At 61.4% G+C, this 14,368-nt stretch carries 10 protein-coding genes, 2 tRNA genes, 1 other RNA gene and 1 riboswitch; of the genes, 5 read left to right on the top strand and 8 right to left on the bottom strand.

Annotation, left to right across the window (positions count from 1 at the left end):
• The 4 genes from fmt to metK all read right to left on the bottom strand — a co-directional run.
• The coding region (gene fmt / locus M1617_01430) for a methionyl-tRNA formyltransferase (protein ID MCL5886954.1) at nt 1-917 on the bottom strand (917 nt) is incomplete at its 3' end.
• 35 nt (nt 918-952) lie between these two features.
• Nucleotides 953-1,447, bottom strand: a complete 495-nt coding sequence (gene def / locus M1617_01425; GenBank protein ID MCL5886953.1) for a peptide deformylase — start codon at nt 1,445-1,447, stop codon at nt 953-955.
• 133 nt (nt 1,448-1,580) lie between these two features.
• The gene (gene priA, locus M1617_01420; GenBank protein ID MCL5886952.1) at nt 1,581-3,824 is read right to left on the bottom strand and encodes a primosomal protein N'; all 2,244 of its coding nucleotides are present in this window, start codon (nt 3,822-3,824) and stop codon (nt 1,581-1,583) included.
• Between the two features lie 13 nt (nt 3,825-3,837).
• The gene (gene metK, locus M1617_01415) at nt 3,838-5,097 is read right to left on the bottom strand and encodes a methionine adenosyltransferase (protein ID MCL5886951.1); all 1,260 of its coding nucleotides are present in this window, start codon (nt 5,095-5,097) and stop codon (nt 3,838-3,840) included.
• A 124-nt stretch (nt 5,098-5,221) separates the two neighbouring features.
• Nucleotides 5,222-5,325, bottom strand: a riboswitch (SAM riboswitch).
• Between the two features lie 154 nt (nt 5,326-5,479).
• On the opposite strand from metK, the gene gltX reads away from it, so the two are divergent.
• From gltX to rnpB, 4 genes are all read left to right on the top strand, one after another.
• Entirely contained in the window at nt 5,480-6,943 is a 1,464-nt protein-coding gene (gene gltX / locus M1617_01410) for a glutamate--tRNA ligase (protein MCL5886950.1), read from the top strand.
• An 85-nt stretch (nt 6,944-7,028) separates the two neighbouring features.
• Nucleotides 7,029-7,104: transfer RNA gene (locus tag M1617_01405), tRNA-Gln, on the top strand.
• A gap of 5 nt (nt 7,105-7,109) precedes the next feature.
• Nucleotides 7,110-7,185 (top strand) — tRNA-Glu (locus M1617_01400).
• 38 nt (nt 7,186-7,223) lie between these two features.
• Nucleotides 7,224-7,575: RNase P RNA component class A (gene rnpB, locus M1617_01395), an RNA gene on the top strand.
• 42 nt (nt 7,576-7,617) lie between these two features.
• On the opposite strand, the gene M1617_01390 is transcribed toward rnpB, so the two are convergent.
• The 3 genes from M1617_01390 to M1617_01380 form a co-directional block, all read right to left on the bottom strand.
• Complete coding sequence (locus M1617_01390; GenBank protein MCL5886949.1) at nt 7,618-9,594, bottom strand: magnesium chelatase subunit D family protein; 1,977 nt, start codon at nt 9,592-9,594, stop codon at nt 7,618-7,620.
• 85 nt (nt 9,595-9,679) lie between these two features.
• Nucleotides 9,680-10,783, bottom strand: coding sequence for a hypothetical protein (locus M1617_01385; GenBank protein MCL5886948.1), 1,104 nt, complete (start codon nt 10,781-10,783; stop codon nt 9,680-9,682).
• A gap of 120 nt (nt 10,784-10,903) precedes the next feature.
• Nucleotides 10,904-11,782, bottom strand: a complete 879-nt coding sequence (locus tag M1617_01380) for a deoxyribonuclease IV (protein MCL5886947.1) — start codon at nt 11,780-11,782, stop codon at nt 10,904-10,906.
• Between the two features lie 41 nt (nt 11,783-11,823).
• Between M1617_01380 and dinB the strand changes: the two genes are divergently transcribed.
• Nucleotides 11,824-13,065, top strand: coding sequence for a DNA polymerase IV (dinB, locus tag M1617_01375; GenBank protein MCL5886946.1), 1,242 nt, complete (start codon nt 11,824-11,826; stop codon nt 13,063-13,065).
• Here dinB and M1617_01370 read toward each other — a convergent pair.
• Nucleotides 13,057-14,253, bottom strand: a complete 1,197-nt coding sequence (locus tag M1617_01370) for an HD domain-containing protein (GenBank protein MCL5886945.1) — start codon at nt 14,251-14,253, stop codon at nt 13,057-13,059. The genes dinB and M1617_01370 overlap by 9 nt on opposite strands.
• Between the last annotated feature and the right edge of the window lie 115 nt (nt 14,254-14,368).

The raw sequence follows: 14,368 nt of genomic DNA, 5'->3' as shown, positions 1-14,368 counted from the left end.
ATAGGCTCCCACCGCGTGTCATCCGCGAGGCGCAATCCGCAAGCGAAAGCCTTTCCGCACACGGGGGCCTTGCCAGCGGAACACACGAACTCGAGCAGCAGGCCGCCGTCGGCGAACCCGGCCACCAAGCCATCGGGGGTCTGCACGAGCTCACCGGGCCCAACGGGTGTCTCGGAGACGCTGGCTTCAAGGACATCGAGTGTGCGATCGCAGATACGCATCTTCGCGCGGGCACTCGCCGAAGAGGCGCGCACCATGCGCGAGGCGGTCTCGACGGTGATCTCGGGAGTGAGCCGCAGGTCGGCATCGGTGATCTTGGCCGCATAAGTCGCCCGGGAGGCGTCCTGCGGGATCCACTGGAGGTTTCCCGCCTCTATTTCGCCGAGGGTCTCGATGAGCGCCTCTGCACCAAGGACGGCCAGGTGAGCGGTAAGCTCGGAGACTGCGAGTCCACCGATAGGCATCGAGCGGATCGATGCCATGGGCCCGGTATCGAGTCCGGCTTCCATTTGCATGATCGTAACGCCGGCGATGGGGTCGCCTGCGAGAATCGCCCTATGGATCGGCGCTGCGCCCCGATAAGCGGGCAGCAACGAGGCATGGACGTTGATGCAGCCGTGCGGCGGAAGTGCCAGAACTTCGGGGGTGAGGATATGCCCGTAGGCTGCGACGCAGACAACGTCAGGATCGTACTCGGACAGAAGCTTCTGCGCCGACTCATCTCGCAGGGTGGACGGCTGGTGGACGGGTATCCCCGCCTCGAGCGCACATTCCTTGACGGGCGTGGGGGTCACCTTCTTTCCACGCGAACGCACGCGATCGGGTGCGGTGAAGACCGCAACGACATCGTGCGCTTCGACCAGAGCCTGAAGGGAGGGCACGGCAAAGTCAGGTGAGCCCATGAAGACCACACGCATACGTGCACCACTCCCCTCGTTATCGGCTGCCGTTATCAGCGAGAATGCGCTTGCGTCAACTCCATGTAGCGCTTGATGGCTGACTTGCGTTCCTCAGGCGTGGCTCTGTCCAGGATGATGATGCCATCCAGGTGGTCGATCTCGTGTTGGAGCAGGCGGGCCAGCAGTTCATCGGCCTCGATGCGAACGGGGTTGCCCCGCAGGTCGAGAGCCTCACAAGTCACGGCGACCGGTCGCTCGATGGGGATCTCAAGGCCCAGAAGCGACAGACACCCTTCATCGAACACCTCGGTCTGCTCGGAATGCCAGGTGATCACGGGGTTGCACAGTGCGACCAGCTCGTCGTCAAGGTCGTAGACGATCACGCGCTTCATCACGCCCACCTGGGTGGCGGCCAGTCCGATGCCAGGAGCCTCGTACATCGCGCGGGCCATCCTCTCGACCAGCTGCCTTAGGTCGGCCTCGGTGGCGGGATCGACCGGCTGCGCAACAAGCTTCAGGGCGGGACTCGGGTGTGACAGAATCTCCATCAGGGGTAGTGCCTTCCTATGCTGGTCAGACCGACTCTTCGCGTCGGGCGGATGATGTCATAATGCCGAATTTTCGCACAGCAAACAACCTGCCGAGAAGGCCGCGGCGACCCACATCAAAGCGCAGGGCGTCTCACACGATATCCTGGCAGTCGACGTCGACAGCCATCTTGACGCCCTTGTGCGCAGTGCTGCGAAGCGCCTCAGCGAGGAACCTCGGCAGATCGACGCCGAGCTCTGCTTTGACGAGGATGTACCATCGCCAGGCGCGTTGGATGCGAGCTACTGGGGCCGCACTCGGACCGAGGATGCGGACTCCCGCGGGGAGGTTCTGGCGCAGGCGGGCGGCCGTCGCCGTTGCAGCCTCGCGCACAGCCTGCTGGTCGGAGCCGGTGAGAAGCACACTGGCAAGGCGCCCATAAGGTGGGTACGAGAGCTCGCTTCGAGCGTCGCGCTCCTCGGCGAGGAAAGCGGCCCGGTCCTGGGCGGCGACCGCCTGGATCGCGGGGTGCTTGGGCTGGTAGGTCTGGATGACCACATGCCCGGTGGCGGCGCCCCTTCCGGCTCGGCCGGCAACCTGCTCGAGCAGCTGGTTGGTGCGCTCAGCGGCGCGGAAATCCGGGAGCTTCAAGATCGTGTCGGCATCCATGACGCCCACCAGCGTGACCTCAGGATAATCGAGTCCCTTGGCAACCATCTGCGTGCCGAGAAGAACTCCGGACTCAAGCGCCTCGAACTCTGCCAGGCAGCGGTCGTGCCCTCCCTTGCCCCGGGTGGTATCGGCGTCCATGCGGACTACAGGCAGATCGGGAAAGAGCAGCGCTAACTCCTGCTCCACCCGCTGCGTTCCGGCACCGAACTTGCGCAGGTAAGGGCTTGAGCACTCCGGACAGAGTGTGGGAACCGCCCGGCGGGACGCGCAGTGATGACACGCGAGCGAGGGGCCTAACTGGTGGAAGGTCATCGAGATCGAGCAGGAGTCGCATGTAGGCACGTGGCCACACTCGCGACACAGCAGGAATGACGCGAAACCGCGGCGGTTGAGTAGCAGGACCGCCTTGGCCTTCTCGGCAGCTACTTCGGCGAGTCTGGCAGTCATCGCGCGGGAGAACATCGAGCGATGCCCCACGGCGAACTCGGCAGTCATGTCGACCACGGTGACTGCGGGGCGAGCGCCACCGCCCACGCGTTCGGGAAGCAGGACGCGCTGGTAGTCGCCGGTTTCGGCACGATGCAGCGATTCCATCGACGGAGTTGCAGAGCCGAGTACGAGCGTCGCACCGGCGGCGGAAGCCATGCGCTCAGCGACCTCGCGCGCGTGATACCGCGGCGAGCTGCCCTGCTTGAAGGAGCTTTCGTGCTCCTCGTCGATGATAATCAGCCCCACATCGGCGATAGGTGCGAACAGCGCCGAACGGGCGCCGACCACGATGTCGGCCAGGCCCTCCCGGATCCGGTCCCACTCGTCGAGTCGCTCGCCCGCCGAAAGCCTGCTGTGCAGCACAGCGACCTTCTCGCCGAAGCGATCGCGGAAGCGCCCGACCGTCTGCGGCGTGAGTGAGATCTCGGGAACGAGCACGATCGCCTGGCGACCAGCGGCGCGCACCATGTCGATCGCGCGCATGTAGACCTCGGTCTTGCCCGAGCCGGTCACGCCCTCGATCAGCAGGGTGCCGCCCCCACCGGCGACCATTGCCTCGATCCGCTCGAGTGCTTCGAGCTGGCCCGCCGAAAGCAACTCGGGACGCAGCGCGGCGTACGTGCGCGCGTCGGGCCTGCGGAAGGTGCGGCGACTCTCGACCTCGACGACTCCAGCGCTCTCGAGGACGCGGATCGCGACCGTCGCGCCCGTACCAGCGATCTCCCGCAGCTCCGAGACGCCCATCGGTCCCGCCGAAAGGGCCTCCACGATCGCTTGCTGGACCGCGGCGCCTTTCCTCGGCAGGTAGTCGGCGACAGCCAAGGTGACCCAGCGCTCGGATGAGGCCCGCACTGCAGGCCGCCGAAGCGACCACTGCTCGCCCTCGGCACTCGGCGTCGACTCGAGCTTGACGGCCGAGCCCGGCGGCAGGAAGAGCCGCACGGCCTCGGAGAGCGGCGCTACGTACTCGGCGGCGATCCACTCGGCGAGGCGAGCAGCCGATGCGTCGAAGTACGCGTTGCCGAGTACGGCCAGCAGGTCCCGCGCATCTGGGTACTCGGTCGCAGTCGTGACATCCACGACCCAGCCGATTACCTTGCGGCCCGAAAACTCGACCACCACCGGACAGCCGATCGCAACGGCCCCGCTCATCGTCTGCGGTATGCGGTAATCGAATGCGGTGGCCAGCGCACGGGCAGGTACGTCGACGACGACGCGCGCGAAACGATCCTGCACCACAACGCGCTCCTCAGTCGTCGAGACCGGCCGCCTCGGCCAGCTCCTTGGCGCGATCGGTGCGCTCCCAGGTGAAGTCCCTGTCGGTGCGCCCAAAGTGCCCATAGGCAGCCGTCTTGCGGTAGATCGGCCTACGCAGATCCAAATCGCGGATGATTGCACCGGGGCGCAGGTCAAAGACCTTGTCGACGGCGGACTCGATCGCTCCGATCGACACCTTCTCAGTGCCGAAGGTCTCGACGAAGACCGAAAGCGGATGCGAGACGCCGATCGCGTATGCAAGCTGGATCTCGCATCTGTCGACCAGTCCGGCGGCCACGAGGTTCTTGGCGACCCACCTGGCCGCGTAAGCTGCCGAGCGATCGACCTTGGTGCAGTCCTTGCCCGAGAACGCGCCGCCGCCGTGACGTCCCATACCACCGTAAGTGTCGACGATGATCTTGCGACCGGTAAGTCCGGTATCCCCCATCGGGCCGCCGATAACGAAGCGCCCGGTCGGGTTCACGTAGATCTCGGCGTTATCGAAGGCGATGTCCTCGAGTTCGAGCACGGGCTTGATTACGTGCTCGATGAGGTCGGGCTTGAGAAGATCGTCGATGTCGACGCCGTCGGCGTGTTGTGTCGAGATTAGTATCTTGTCCACCGAGACAGGTTTGCCATCGAGATACCTGACGGTCACCTGGGTCTTGCCATCAGGACGCAGGTACGGCAGCACGCCGCCCTTGCGGACGGCCGTCAAGCGCTCGGCCAAGCGATGCGCGAGGTAGATCGGCATCGGCATGAGCTGCGACGTCTCGTTGCAGGCGTAGCCGAACATCATCCCCTGGTCGCCAGCGCCGATGAGATCGAGTGGATCGACCTGCATCCCATGCTGGACCTCGAAGGACTCGTCGACGCCCATCGCAATATCCGCGCTCTGTTCGTGGATGGTGGTTACGACTCCGCAGGTCTCGTGGTCGAAGCCGAATTTGGCACGCGTGTAACCTATGTCAGCGATGACCTCGCGAACGATTGAAGGCACATCCACATATGCGTGCGTGCGAATCTCGCCGGAAACTACCACGAGCCCGGTGGTGATGAGCGTCTCGCAGGCGACGCGCACGAATTCGGGGTTAGCAGCAACGCCCGTCGGCGAAACGAAGCCCGCTTCGGCCAACTCGGTCTCACGCTGAATGATGGCGTCGAGGATGGCGTCGGAAATCTGATCGCACATCTTGTCGGGATGGCCTTCAGTGACTGACTCCGAGGTGAACAGATAATCGCGTTCTGGCATGCGTCCTCCTTGTGGGCAACTACGATCGGACATCACTGGCCTACAGCATCGGGCGCGCAAAATGAAAACGCCCTCACCTGATAGGTAAGGGCCTCACGTGCCGACGATCGCGTCGAACGCTATTCCCTCATCTGTCAGGAATCAACCTGCCGAGAATTGGCACCGTGCGCCACTTTCGGCGCCGGTTGCCGGGGTGTCACCGGGCTCGGTCCCTCGACCCTCTGCGGCCGCATAGTGGCCGCCTCGAGATGAGAACAGGCATGACGATACCACGAAGTGCACGCTAAGTCACCATTGGATCGAGTCGACCCGTGCGCCTCGCCCTCTTAGGCGGTAATATGGATGCTCGTCCAAATATCCACACCCGCCGAGGAGATATCCAGTGTCAGAAACTGTACGCGTCAGGTTCGCTCCCAGCCCCACCGGCCACCTCCACATCGGTGGCGCTCGCACTGCGATATACAACTGGGCATTCGCCCGCCATCACGGAGGCAAGTTCGTGTTGCGCATCGATGACACCGACAAGGAGCGCTCCACCGACGAGAACACCCAAGCGATCCTCTCGGCGATGCGCTGGCTCGGCCTCGACTGGGATGAAGGCCCCGACGCTGGCGGCGAATGCGGTCCCTACTCACAGGCGTTGCGGGGCGAGATCTACGCCGAAGCTCTCGTCGTGCTTCAGTCGCGCGAGGCCGTCTACCCCTGCTTCTGCGAACCGGCCGTCCTTGAGGCCAAACGTGAGGCGGCAAGGGCCGCCGGAGGATACTCGGGCTACGACAGGACATGCAGGGGCATCGACCCGACCGTCGCCCAAGAGCAGGTCTCGCGCGGCGACGGGTTCGTCTGGCGGATCAAGACCCCAACGGATCGCACCGACATCACCATCGACGATGTGATCCGCGGCCAGGTCGTCTTCCCCATCCAGGCGATGGACGACTTCGTGCTCGTACGCAGTGACGGATCCCCCACATACATGTTCGCCACCGTCGTCGACGACTGGAAGATGGGCATCACCCACATCATCAGGGGCGATGATCACCTGTCCAACACTCCTCGGCAGGTCGTCGTGTTCGAGGCCCTAGGCGCACCGGTCCCCGCCTTCGCCCACATGGGGTTGATCTTCGGTGCCGACGGCAAGCGCCTTTCCAAGCGTCACGGCGCCACCAGCGTCGAGGCCTACCGCGACATGGGCTACCTGCCCGAAGCCCTCATGAACTACCTCGCACTTCTCGGCTGGTCGCTCGATGAGACCAATATCTTCGACCGCGCGACCTTGGTTGAGCGCTTCGATCTCTCGCGCGTCTCGAAGAACCCTGCGCTCTGGGACGTCCAGAAGCTGGAGTGGATGAACGGTGTTCACCTGCGCGAGATGCCCCCCGAAGGCTTCGTCGCACTCATCACGCCCCTGCTCGATGCAGCCGGGCTCCTGACTGCCGAGCAGGCCGCGTCGCGCCACGAGTGGCTGGTCGAGCTTGCCCCGCTAGTCGCCGAGCGCATCAAGACCCTTGACGAGGTCGTCGGCATGGTGGCCTTCTTCTTCACCGATGACCTCACCTTTGATGAGAAGTCGTTCGCAGCCACGCTCGCCAAGGAGGGCGCCGGCCGGGCACTAGCTGCAGTCCACGCAGCGCTTGCCGAGATCGACTTCACGGCCGAAGCCGTCGAGGCGGCCATGCGTGCGATACCTGCGCAACTCGAACTCAAGCCCAAGTTCGTCTTCCAGGCGACCCGGGTGGCTGTCACCGGATCGACCATCAGTCCCCCGCTGTTCGAGTCGATCGTTCTCATGGGCCGAGATACCGCGCTCAAGCGCCTCGAAGCCGCACGCAGCCTCGCTGCCGAGTAGCCCGGCGATAAACCCACGCTGAAAGTGTGTTCGCAGTTGACAGCGGCAGCCGAGGTTGGGTAGCATACGGACTCGCGCTGTGGACTGGGGTATGGTGTAACTGGCAACACGTCGGATTCTGGTTCCGAAGAGTCTAGGTTCGAGCCCTAGTACCCCAGCCAAAGCTGGCCCGTTCGTCTAGAGGCCTAGGACACCGCCCTCTCAAGGCGGAGGCACGGGTTCGAACCCCGTACGGGCTACCAGCATTCATTTTCGCGCCCCTAGCTGTTAGAATCGACTAAGAGTGGGTCGGGCGGTTGCGCGCGTCATCTTCGGCGCGTGAGGAAAGTCCGGACTCCATAGGGCAGGATGCCTGCTAACAGCAGGGCAGGGTGACCTGACGGAAAGTGCCACAGAAAAGAAGACTCCATCGCTGGTTTTCGGCGTTGGAAAAGCTGAAACGGTGCGGTAAGAGCGCACCAGCGTCGCGGTAACGCGGCGGCTTGGCAAACCCCATCCGGAGCAAGGGCATATAGGAGCGGTCAAGACCGGCCCGGTCGGCGCTCGGGTAGCCCGCTAGAGGCCGCAGGCGACTGCGGTCCCAGAGAAATGATCGTCCACGACAGAATCCGGCTTACAGACCCACTCTGCCTCGATTCCCAAGTGAAGGCGTCGACCGTATCCGGCCGGCGCTTTCACAGTCTTGATCGAACGGCGTCAAGCATGGATGTTCCCTCGACAGTGGACAGCCGGATGTACTCTCCCCCGGTAATGCGAGCGATCTCCAAAGCCCCGCTCACGACTTTAGGCCCACTTCCTGCGTCAAAGACAATGGTGTTGAGCTTCGCGGCCTTGATCTTGACCCCCACGGCCCGAGCGTCCTCGCTACCCAGCCCGCCGTTCAGTCCGACATTTGCGCGCCCATCGGTGAGTACGACGAGCCAAGGGATCACCTGGGGGTCACGTTTCATCTCGGCCTGAAGTAGTTCCAGCGATTTCAATAGACCTGCGGCCAACGGTGTTGCGCCTCCAGCAGGCATGTTTCGAAGCTTCAGTTGCGCCAGCTCCACGCTTGCAGTCGGGGCCATGACGATATCCGTGCCTTCGCCCCTGAAGGACACAAGGCCGACGCGATCCCGACGCTGATAGGCATCGACAAGCAGCCCCAAAGCCGCACCACGGGCCGCTTCCATTCTCTCTGTTGCACCCATAGAGCCGCTTGCGTCGACACACAGAACGATCGATGCTCCCGCCTTACGCTTCCTCACCTTCTTCATGACATCCGAAGGATCGATGTTGACCGCCAAACCACCGTCACGGGATTGCTGGTGAACAGCCGCCTCTCTGACGGTGGCGCCAAGAGCCATATCGACCGCGGTGGCACAACCCGCTTTGACCGACCTCACATGCTTGCCTCTGTGGTCATCGGAGACCGTCTGATGTCTCCTACCCGAGATGGAACGCCGCATGTCGTCGAGTTGCCTGTCGATCTTCGGTGCATCTGCACCTTGCCAGCCAGCCTGTTCGGCCGAAGAGGACAGGATTGTCTGCAGTGTTGTGTCGAGATCATCAGCCGTGGAATCATTACCACTGGTAGGACTTGGTGGACTGGCAATCTCATTCTGCTCGACACCCCCTAACAACGCCGAGGAAACCATGTCCTTCAGGCGACTTTGATCAGACGTCTGCTGCTCTACGGGTGACCTGGGAACTCTGTGCGCCAAGACCAACGGAGCGACCGTGATCAGATCCTCGACCTCGACCTGGTCCCTCGCATTCCATGCAGCCCATGCGCAAGCGGCCCTGGCCATGACGAGGTCCGAGCGATGCCCATCGACTCCAGCTTTCAGGCAGATGGAGACGATCATGCGCTTGACGTCCTCGGAGAGCATGACCGAGGAAAGTCGTGCGCGTGCGTGCTCGAGGCGTACCCGGAGCTCGTCCTCGTCGGCGACCCAGTCAGCAGAAAAGGTCTTCGCGTCCTCTTCGAATCGGCGTCTTCTGTCGAGGATCTCGACTCGTAAGGCGGGGTCACGGACACTCTTGACGTCGACACACAAGCCGAATCGATCCAACAGCTGTGGACGCAACTCGCCTTCCTCGGGATTCATAGTACCGACGAGAATGAAACGAGCGGGATGTTGAAACGATATTCCCTCACGCTCGACCGTATTGACGCCCATGGCAGCCACATCAAGAAGCGTGTCTACAAGATGATCATCAAGAAGGTTGACTTCGTCGACATAGAGTATCGACCGATTTGCGCGGGCCAGAATGCCCGGCTCGAATGTGCGCTCCCCAAACTTCAGTGCGTGCTCTAGGCACAATGTGCCGACCAGTCGGTCCTCTGTGATCGAAACGGGCAAATCCACGATCCAGGGCCTGCGTGTAGCGATAGGAGCTACTGGATCCAGCTCACGTGATCTGCACTCGATGCACCAAGAGCCAGAGTGGGAGGGGTCGCAGGAGAACCTGCAGTTCTCGACCACGTCCATCTCGGGAAGTACCGCAGCCAGTGCACGGACTATAGTGGACTTCGCTGTGCCCTTCTCGCCTCGAATGAGGACTCCGCCCACCCGCGGATCGATGGCGTTCAGGCAAAGTGCGGTCTTCAGCGTCTCTTGGCCCACAACAGCCGAGAACGGAAAAAGATGAGCGGTGCGCTCGGTCACATGGCCTCCAAAAAACGAACCTGACTACAATATACGGTAGTCAGGCTCCGAAATCCATCTATATTTCGTGGTACGGAGAGCTTGGTTACCCCGACTTCCACTGGAAGTTACCGCAGTTATCAGGAGTCGATTCATCTTTGTTGGGACATGTCGTGACGTAGACGCAATCATCACAGGTGAGAGTCGATTCAGCGCTGTCAGAAGACGACGAATCCGTAGAATCAGCATCGGGCGTGACGATCGTCAGGTCGTCTAGAACCGAGACAGGGTGGTGTAATTCGCGGGTTGCTTCTACAGGCGAGACATCGGCCTCGATAGCGAAATCATCGGAGACTTCCGAATCAACACCAAGAGGGTTACGAGGAGCCTCATGGTAATCCCCCATTATCACCGGCCGAGGAGGCAGGAAATCCTCGTCACGCAATGGCGGTGGGAATAGCGGATCACCATCGACGGAGGATTCCTCAAGAGGGTCGATCTCAATCGGCAAGACTTCTTCGGCAGTCAGCTGATCGCCGAGGATTTCGGGTTCATGTCGATCGGACTCGGTCGGGGCAGATGGCGATATCTCCTCTTGCTGGGACTCCCAAGGCCAGGGCTCTGGTGTGGCTGGCCCCACTGATGGGGGCGCCTGGATACCCTCGGATTCCAGTGTGTCCGCAGCTCTCTTGAGGGCTGCCGCCAGCGAAACATCAGCTTGTGCCGCCGCTTCGGATGGTTCGGGCGATGCGGGGATTTCGAGGGTGTCGGGTACTTCAAAGGTTTCGGGTGCTGCGGTCACATCTCCCTGTTCGGATACTTCCAGGCCGTCATCGGATTCGGGGCCTGCGGTCACTTCAGGCACGTCAGGTCCCTCGACGGGTTCGTCAATTTCGAGGGCCTCCATAGCAGCCTCGGCAACGATCTCATCTAGGGCCGCGTCCGACTCAGGGTAAGTGATCGGAGCCTCCCAAACCCCAGCATCCCCCTCGATTGGTGCGACTTGGGGCTGTGCCGGGATCACGAGGAGGACCGGAGTGGCGGCAGCGAAGTCTGCAATGAAGTAATCCAACTCAAGCGAATGCAACTCGGGTGTCACCACCAGCGCTGAAAGTCGCTCTAGTGCCGTCTCACGCGTCTCGAGCAGATCGGTCGTCAGGAGCCTGAGTTCACCCGAATTACGGTCGCGGCCTAGCAAGAAAAAGCTCATTGGTCGACCCTTCCCTCTCCGTATGAGCGCTCAATACTTTGGTATACCCCTACATGATACGACATGCCGGAGTGCATTTTGGGACATTATTGGCTCTATCGGACCTGCTGGTGACTTGCATCACAGAGTTTCAGATGAACGCATCTCTCTCATGGACTTGAGCTTCTCAATGTTGACGACATCCTTCTCAGGCGCCTCACCCGGCATCTCGGTGATCACCGATATGTCGCTATCGCCTAGCGCCACGAACATCGACTCAAAAGCTGAAACTCCCAGTTGTCCCTCGCCTATCCAGGCATGCCTGTCACGACGAGAGCCCCTCTCGAAGATCGCATCGTTGGCGTGGATGACCTTGATGCACCCCTCCCTGCACAGACTCTCCCACTCGCTCACATAGGTGCGCCAGGCCTGTGGCGTTGATAGATCGACTCCAAAGGCATGGGCGTGGCAGGTATCGAGGCACACGCCAACGGTCGCCTGCAGAGATTGCTCTAGTGAGTGAAAAACCAACCCGATGTCGTGAGGGCAGCACCCAAAGCCAGCCCCGGCACCAGCGGTGTTCTCGAGCAGCAAAACGACCTGATCGGGACTCAGCCCGGCGGCTTCATAGGCTTGTGCGATCCGTTCGGCTACTCGCTTTGCTGCAAGTTCAGGCTGGCCTGGAGTGTCATTGCCCAGATGGGTTACGACCCCATCGGCGCGTAAGATGGCGGCCCTAGTCAGTTCGTCAGCAAGGGCATGGACCGATTTGACGCCAGCCTCATCGTCGACAGTTGCGAGATTGATCAAGTACGAGGTGTGAGTGAACAGGGGTAGTCCATCAACGACCTGCGCCCTAGCCTGAGCGAACGCTGCACCAGCCGCCAGATCAGGGGGTGGCGCAGACCATCGGCGGGGGCTCTTGGCGAAGATCTGGATGGACTCGCAGCCCACCTTCTCGGCATAATCAAGGGTGTTGACGTAACCTTGTGACACTGACAAGTGTGCGCCGATACGCATGGACTTCCTTTCGGTTGTCGTTGACTGGACCCAATATACCAATGCCTGAAGACGCACGACACCCCGATCGCACCTGGGGCGATCGCGCAATCCTCCACGTCGACCTCGACGCATTCTTCGCTGCAGTAGAGCAGCTGGACCATCCAGAGTATCGCGGCCGCGCGGTCATAGTGGGCGGTTCGCCGGAGGGCCGAGGAGTCGTCTCCACAGCCTCATATGAAGCGAGACGATACGGGATCCGCTCTGCGATGCCCGCTGCGCGCGCTGCGAAATTGGCGCCGCAAGACGCGGTCTGGGTACGCCCCAGGATGGGTCGATACCAAGAGCTCTCGAAGATGGTGTTTGAGGTCTTCGAGCGCGCCACGCCCCACGTCGAGCCTGTCTCGATCGATGAAGCCTTCCTCGACATCACGCCTGGTAAGTACGGCGACGATGACCCAGTCGCAACCGCCTTTCGGATCGCCGATGAGGTCGCCGCCCTAGGAATCACATGCTCTGCGGGACTAGGGACATCAAGAACGGTTGCTAAGATCGCATCTGAGCGCCAGAAACCGCAGGGCATCACAATCGTATATCCCGGCGACGAACGTGCCTTCTTGGCGCCGTTGCCTATCGAGGTCATGAGCGGAATCGGCCCAGTCTCCGCTTCGAGGCTCAAATCGATGGGGGTGCTCACCCTTGCGGATCTAGCTCAGCTCGACCCTGCGACCTCACGTGAGCTCCTCGGCTCGAGCGGAAGTGTTCTCGTGGAGCGCGCAAGGGGGATCGACGGTCGGTCGATTGCCGGCGGACCCAAGCGAGCTTCGATATCGAGTGAGAAGACGTTCGCCAGCGACATAAGGGAGCCCGATAGTGTCCGAAAGGCTGTCGATCTGCTCTCGACCAAGGTGGCACGCAGAATACGTCGACGCGGGGTTGCTGCCACGAAGGTCCACTTGAAGGTACGGTTCTCCGATTTCACCACACGCACCATGCAGCAGGCTCTGAGTGCTCCGACCAATGATGAACGCAAGATTGCGAGCGTGGTCATGGAGTCGGTGGCCAAAATATGGACACCGGGAGTGGGAATCAGGTTACTTGGAGTCGGGGTGTCTGGCCTAAGCGAGAAAGGCCAACAGATGGACCTGTTCCAGTCTACGACCGACGACCCTCTCCGCCCAAGAGAGAGCACGTCAGACCAACTATTGATGAGCATAGACGCTGTGAACAAGCGCTTCGGCGAGGGTTCACTCCGACGCGGGACCACAAAGGTGGAAGACATCGCCGAAGACTCCTCAGACTGATACCGAGGAACGCACGCGTGAGTGGGTCCCGCTCTCCCTGACCAGGAGTGCACCTCTATCGATCGCATCGATGAAAGCATCGACCACTTCGGGGTCGAATTGGCTTCCTCGGCCACGGAGCAGCTCCAAGCGAGCACTGCCGACTCGCATAGCACTGCGGTACGGCCTATCTGATGTCATGGCGTCGAAGGCGTCGGCCACGGCCAGAACCCTTGCCAGTCGTGGGATGTGGTCGGCCGACAGTCCATCAGGATATCCTTCCCCATTCCAGTGCTCGTGATGGTGCCGGATGAGCGGTACAAGCTCCTTGAGGAATGGGATGGACTCCACTATCTCCGCACCAGCGGAGCTATGGTTGGCAATCAACGCCTTCTCGGTCTCGGAAAGCTTGGCTGGCTTGAGCAGGATGCTTTCCGGAACGCCGATCTTTCCGATGTCGTGCAGTAGCGCCGCGCGCTCAAGTAGCTCAAGTTCGGTTTCATCCAGTTTGAGATGAGTTCCGACGACCCGTACATACGCCGAAACACCGAGGCTGTGACTCGCCGTCTGACTGTCTTTGGCATCGACGGCCACCGTCAGGGCCTGTAGTGTTCCTAAAGAGTGTTCTTCGAGCTGGGAGAAGGACGACTCCAGGCGACTGTTCACCTCGGCGACCTGTTCCTCGGTCTCACTGAGTTCTTGAGCTATGGATCTCACCATCTGGAGCTGAACAAGATAGGCAGTCCCGGATCCGAGAGCGATGAACCCCCAAAGGAGTGCCAGCGAAAGCATTATCTCCTGCCTGATAGGTTCAAAGTGCTGGTATATCTCGAATATCCCGGTGATTTCACCGGTGTCAGGGTCGTTCACAGGGGCATAGACCTCGAGTAGCGAGCCAGCGTACTCGAACTGCTCGATGTTCGCAGGCTGGGCCTCGTGGATGATCTCTGCGGCTGTCACGCCAGTCATCGCACGAGCGACCTCTGGGTCATCGGCAAACGCCTGGCCCACGCGGTCCTCAGGATCCGATGAGTAGATGAGAGTGCCTTCGGCGTTCCAGAGTTTGACAGCGAACACTCCTGCGCCGCGAAGGTGACGATCGAGCATCGATTCGATGCGCTCTTGCTGCTCGACAGTCAGCGCAGTTGGGAATGGCCCGTATCCAAGGTGATGGAGGATGGCACCGGAGGCCAGTGTCTCTGCGGTCAAAGTCGCATTCCGTAGATAGAGTTCCTGGACCCGCCACGTCAAGGCAGCGCCAAGAGCCCCGAACAGCACCATCATCACAAGGAGAGAACGTATGCTGAATTTTTTCACGAACCTT

This window comes from Actinomycetota bacterium (genome assembly GCA_023488435.1).
GTDB lineage: Bacteria > Actinomycetota > Coriobacteriia > Anaerosomatales > UBA912 > UBA912.
The sequence above is the reverse complement of the archived record's forward strand: the minus strand, read 5'-3'. Positions and strand labels throughout refer to the sequence as shown.

Excerpts from the sequence above, each read along its gene's own strand:
- def (MCL5886953.1), bottom strand. The coding sequence starts at position 1,447 with ATGGAGATTCTGTCACACCCGAGTCCCGCCCTGAAGCTTGTTGCGCAG.
- dinB (MCL5886946.1), top strand. The coding sequence starts at position 11,824 with ATGCCTGAAGACGCACGACACCCCGATCGCACCTGGGGCGATCGCGCA.
- M1617_01380 (MCL5886947.1), bottom strand. The coding sequence starts at position 11,782 with ATGCGTATCGGCGCACACTTGTCAGTGTCACAAGGTTACGTCAACACC.
- metK (MCL5886951.1), bottom strand. The coding sequence starts at position 5,097 with ATGCCAGAACGCGATTATCTGTTCACCTCGGAGTCAGTCACTGAAGGC.
- M1617_01385 (MCL5886948.1), bottom strand. The coding sequence starts at position 10,783 with ATGAGCTTTTTCTTGCTAGGCCGCGACCGTAATTCGGGTGAACTCAGG.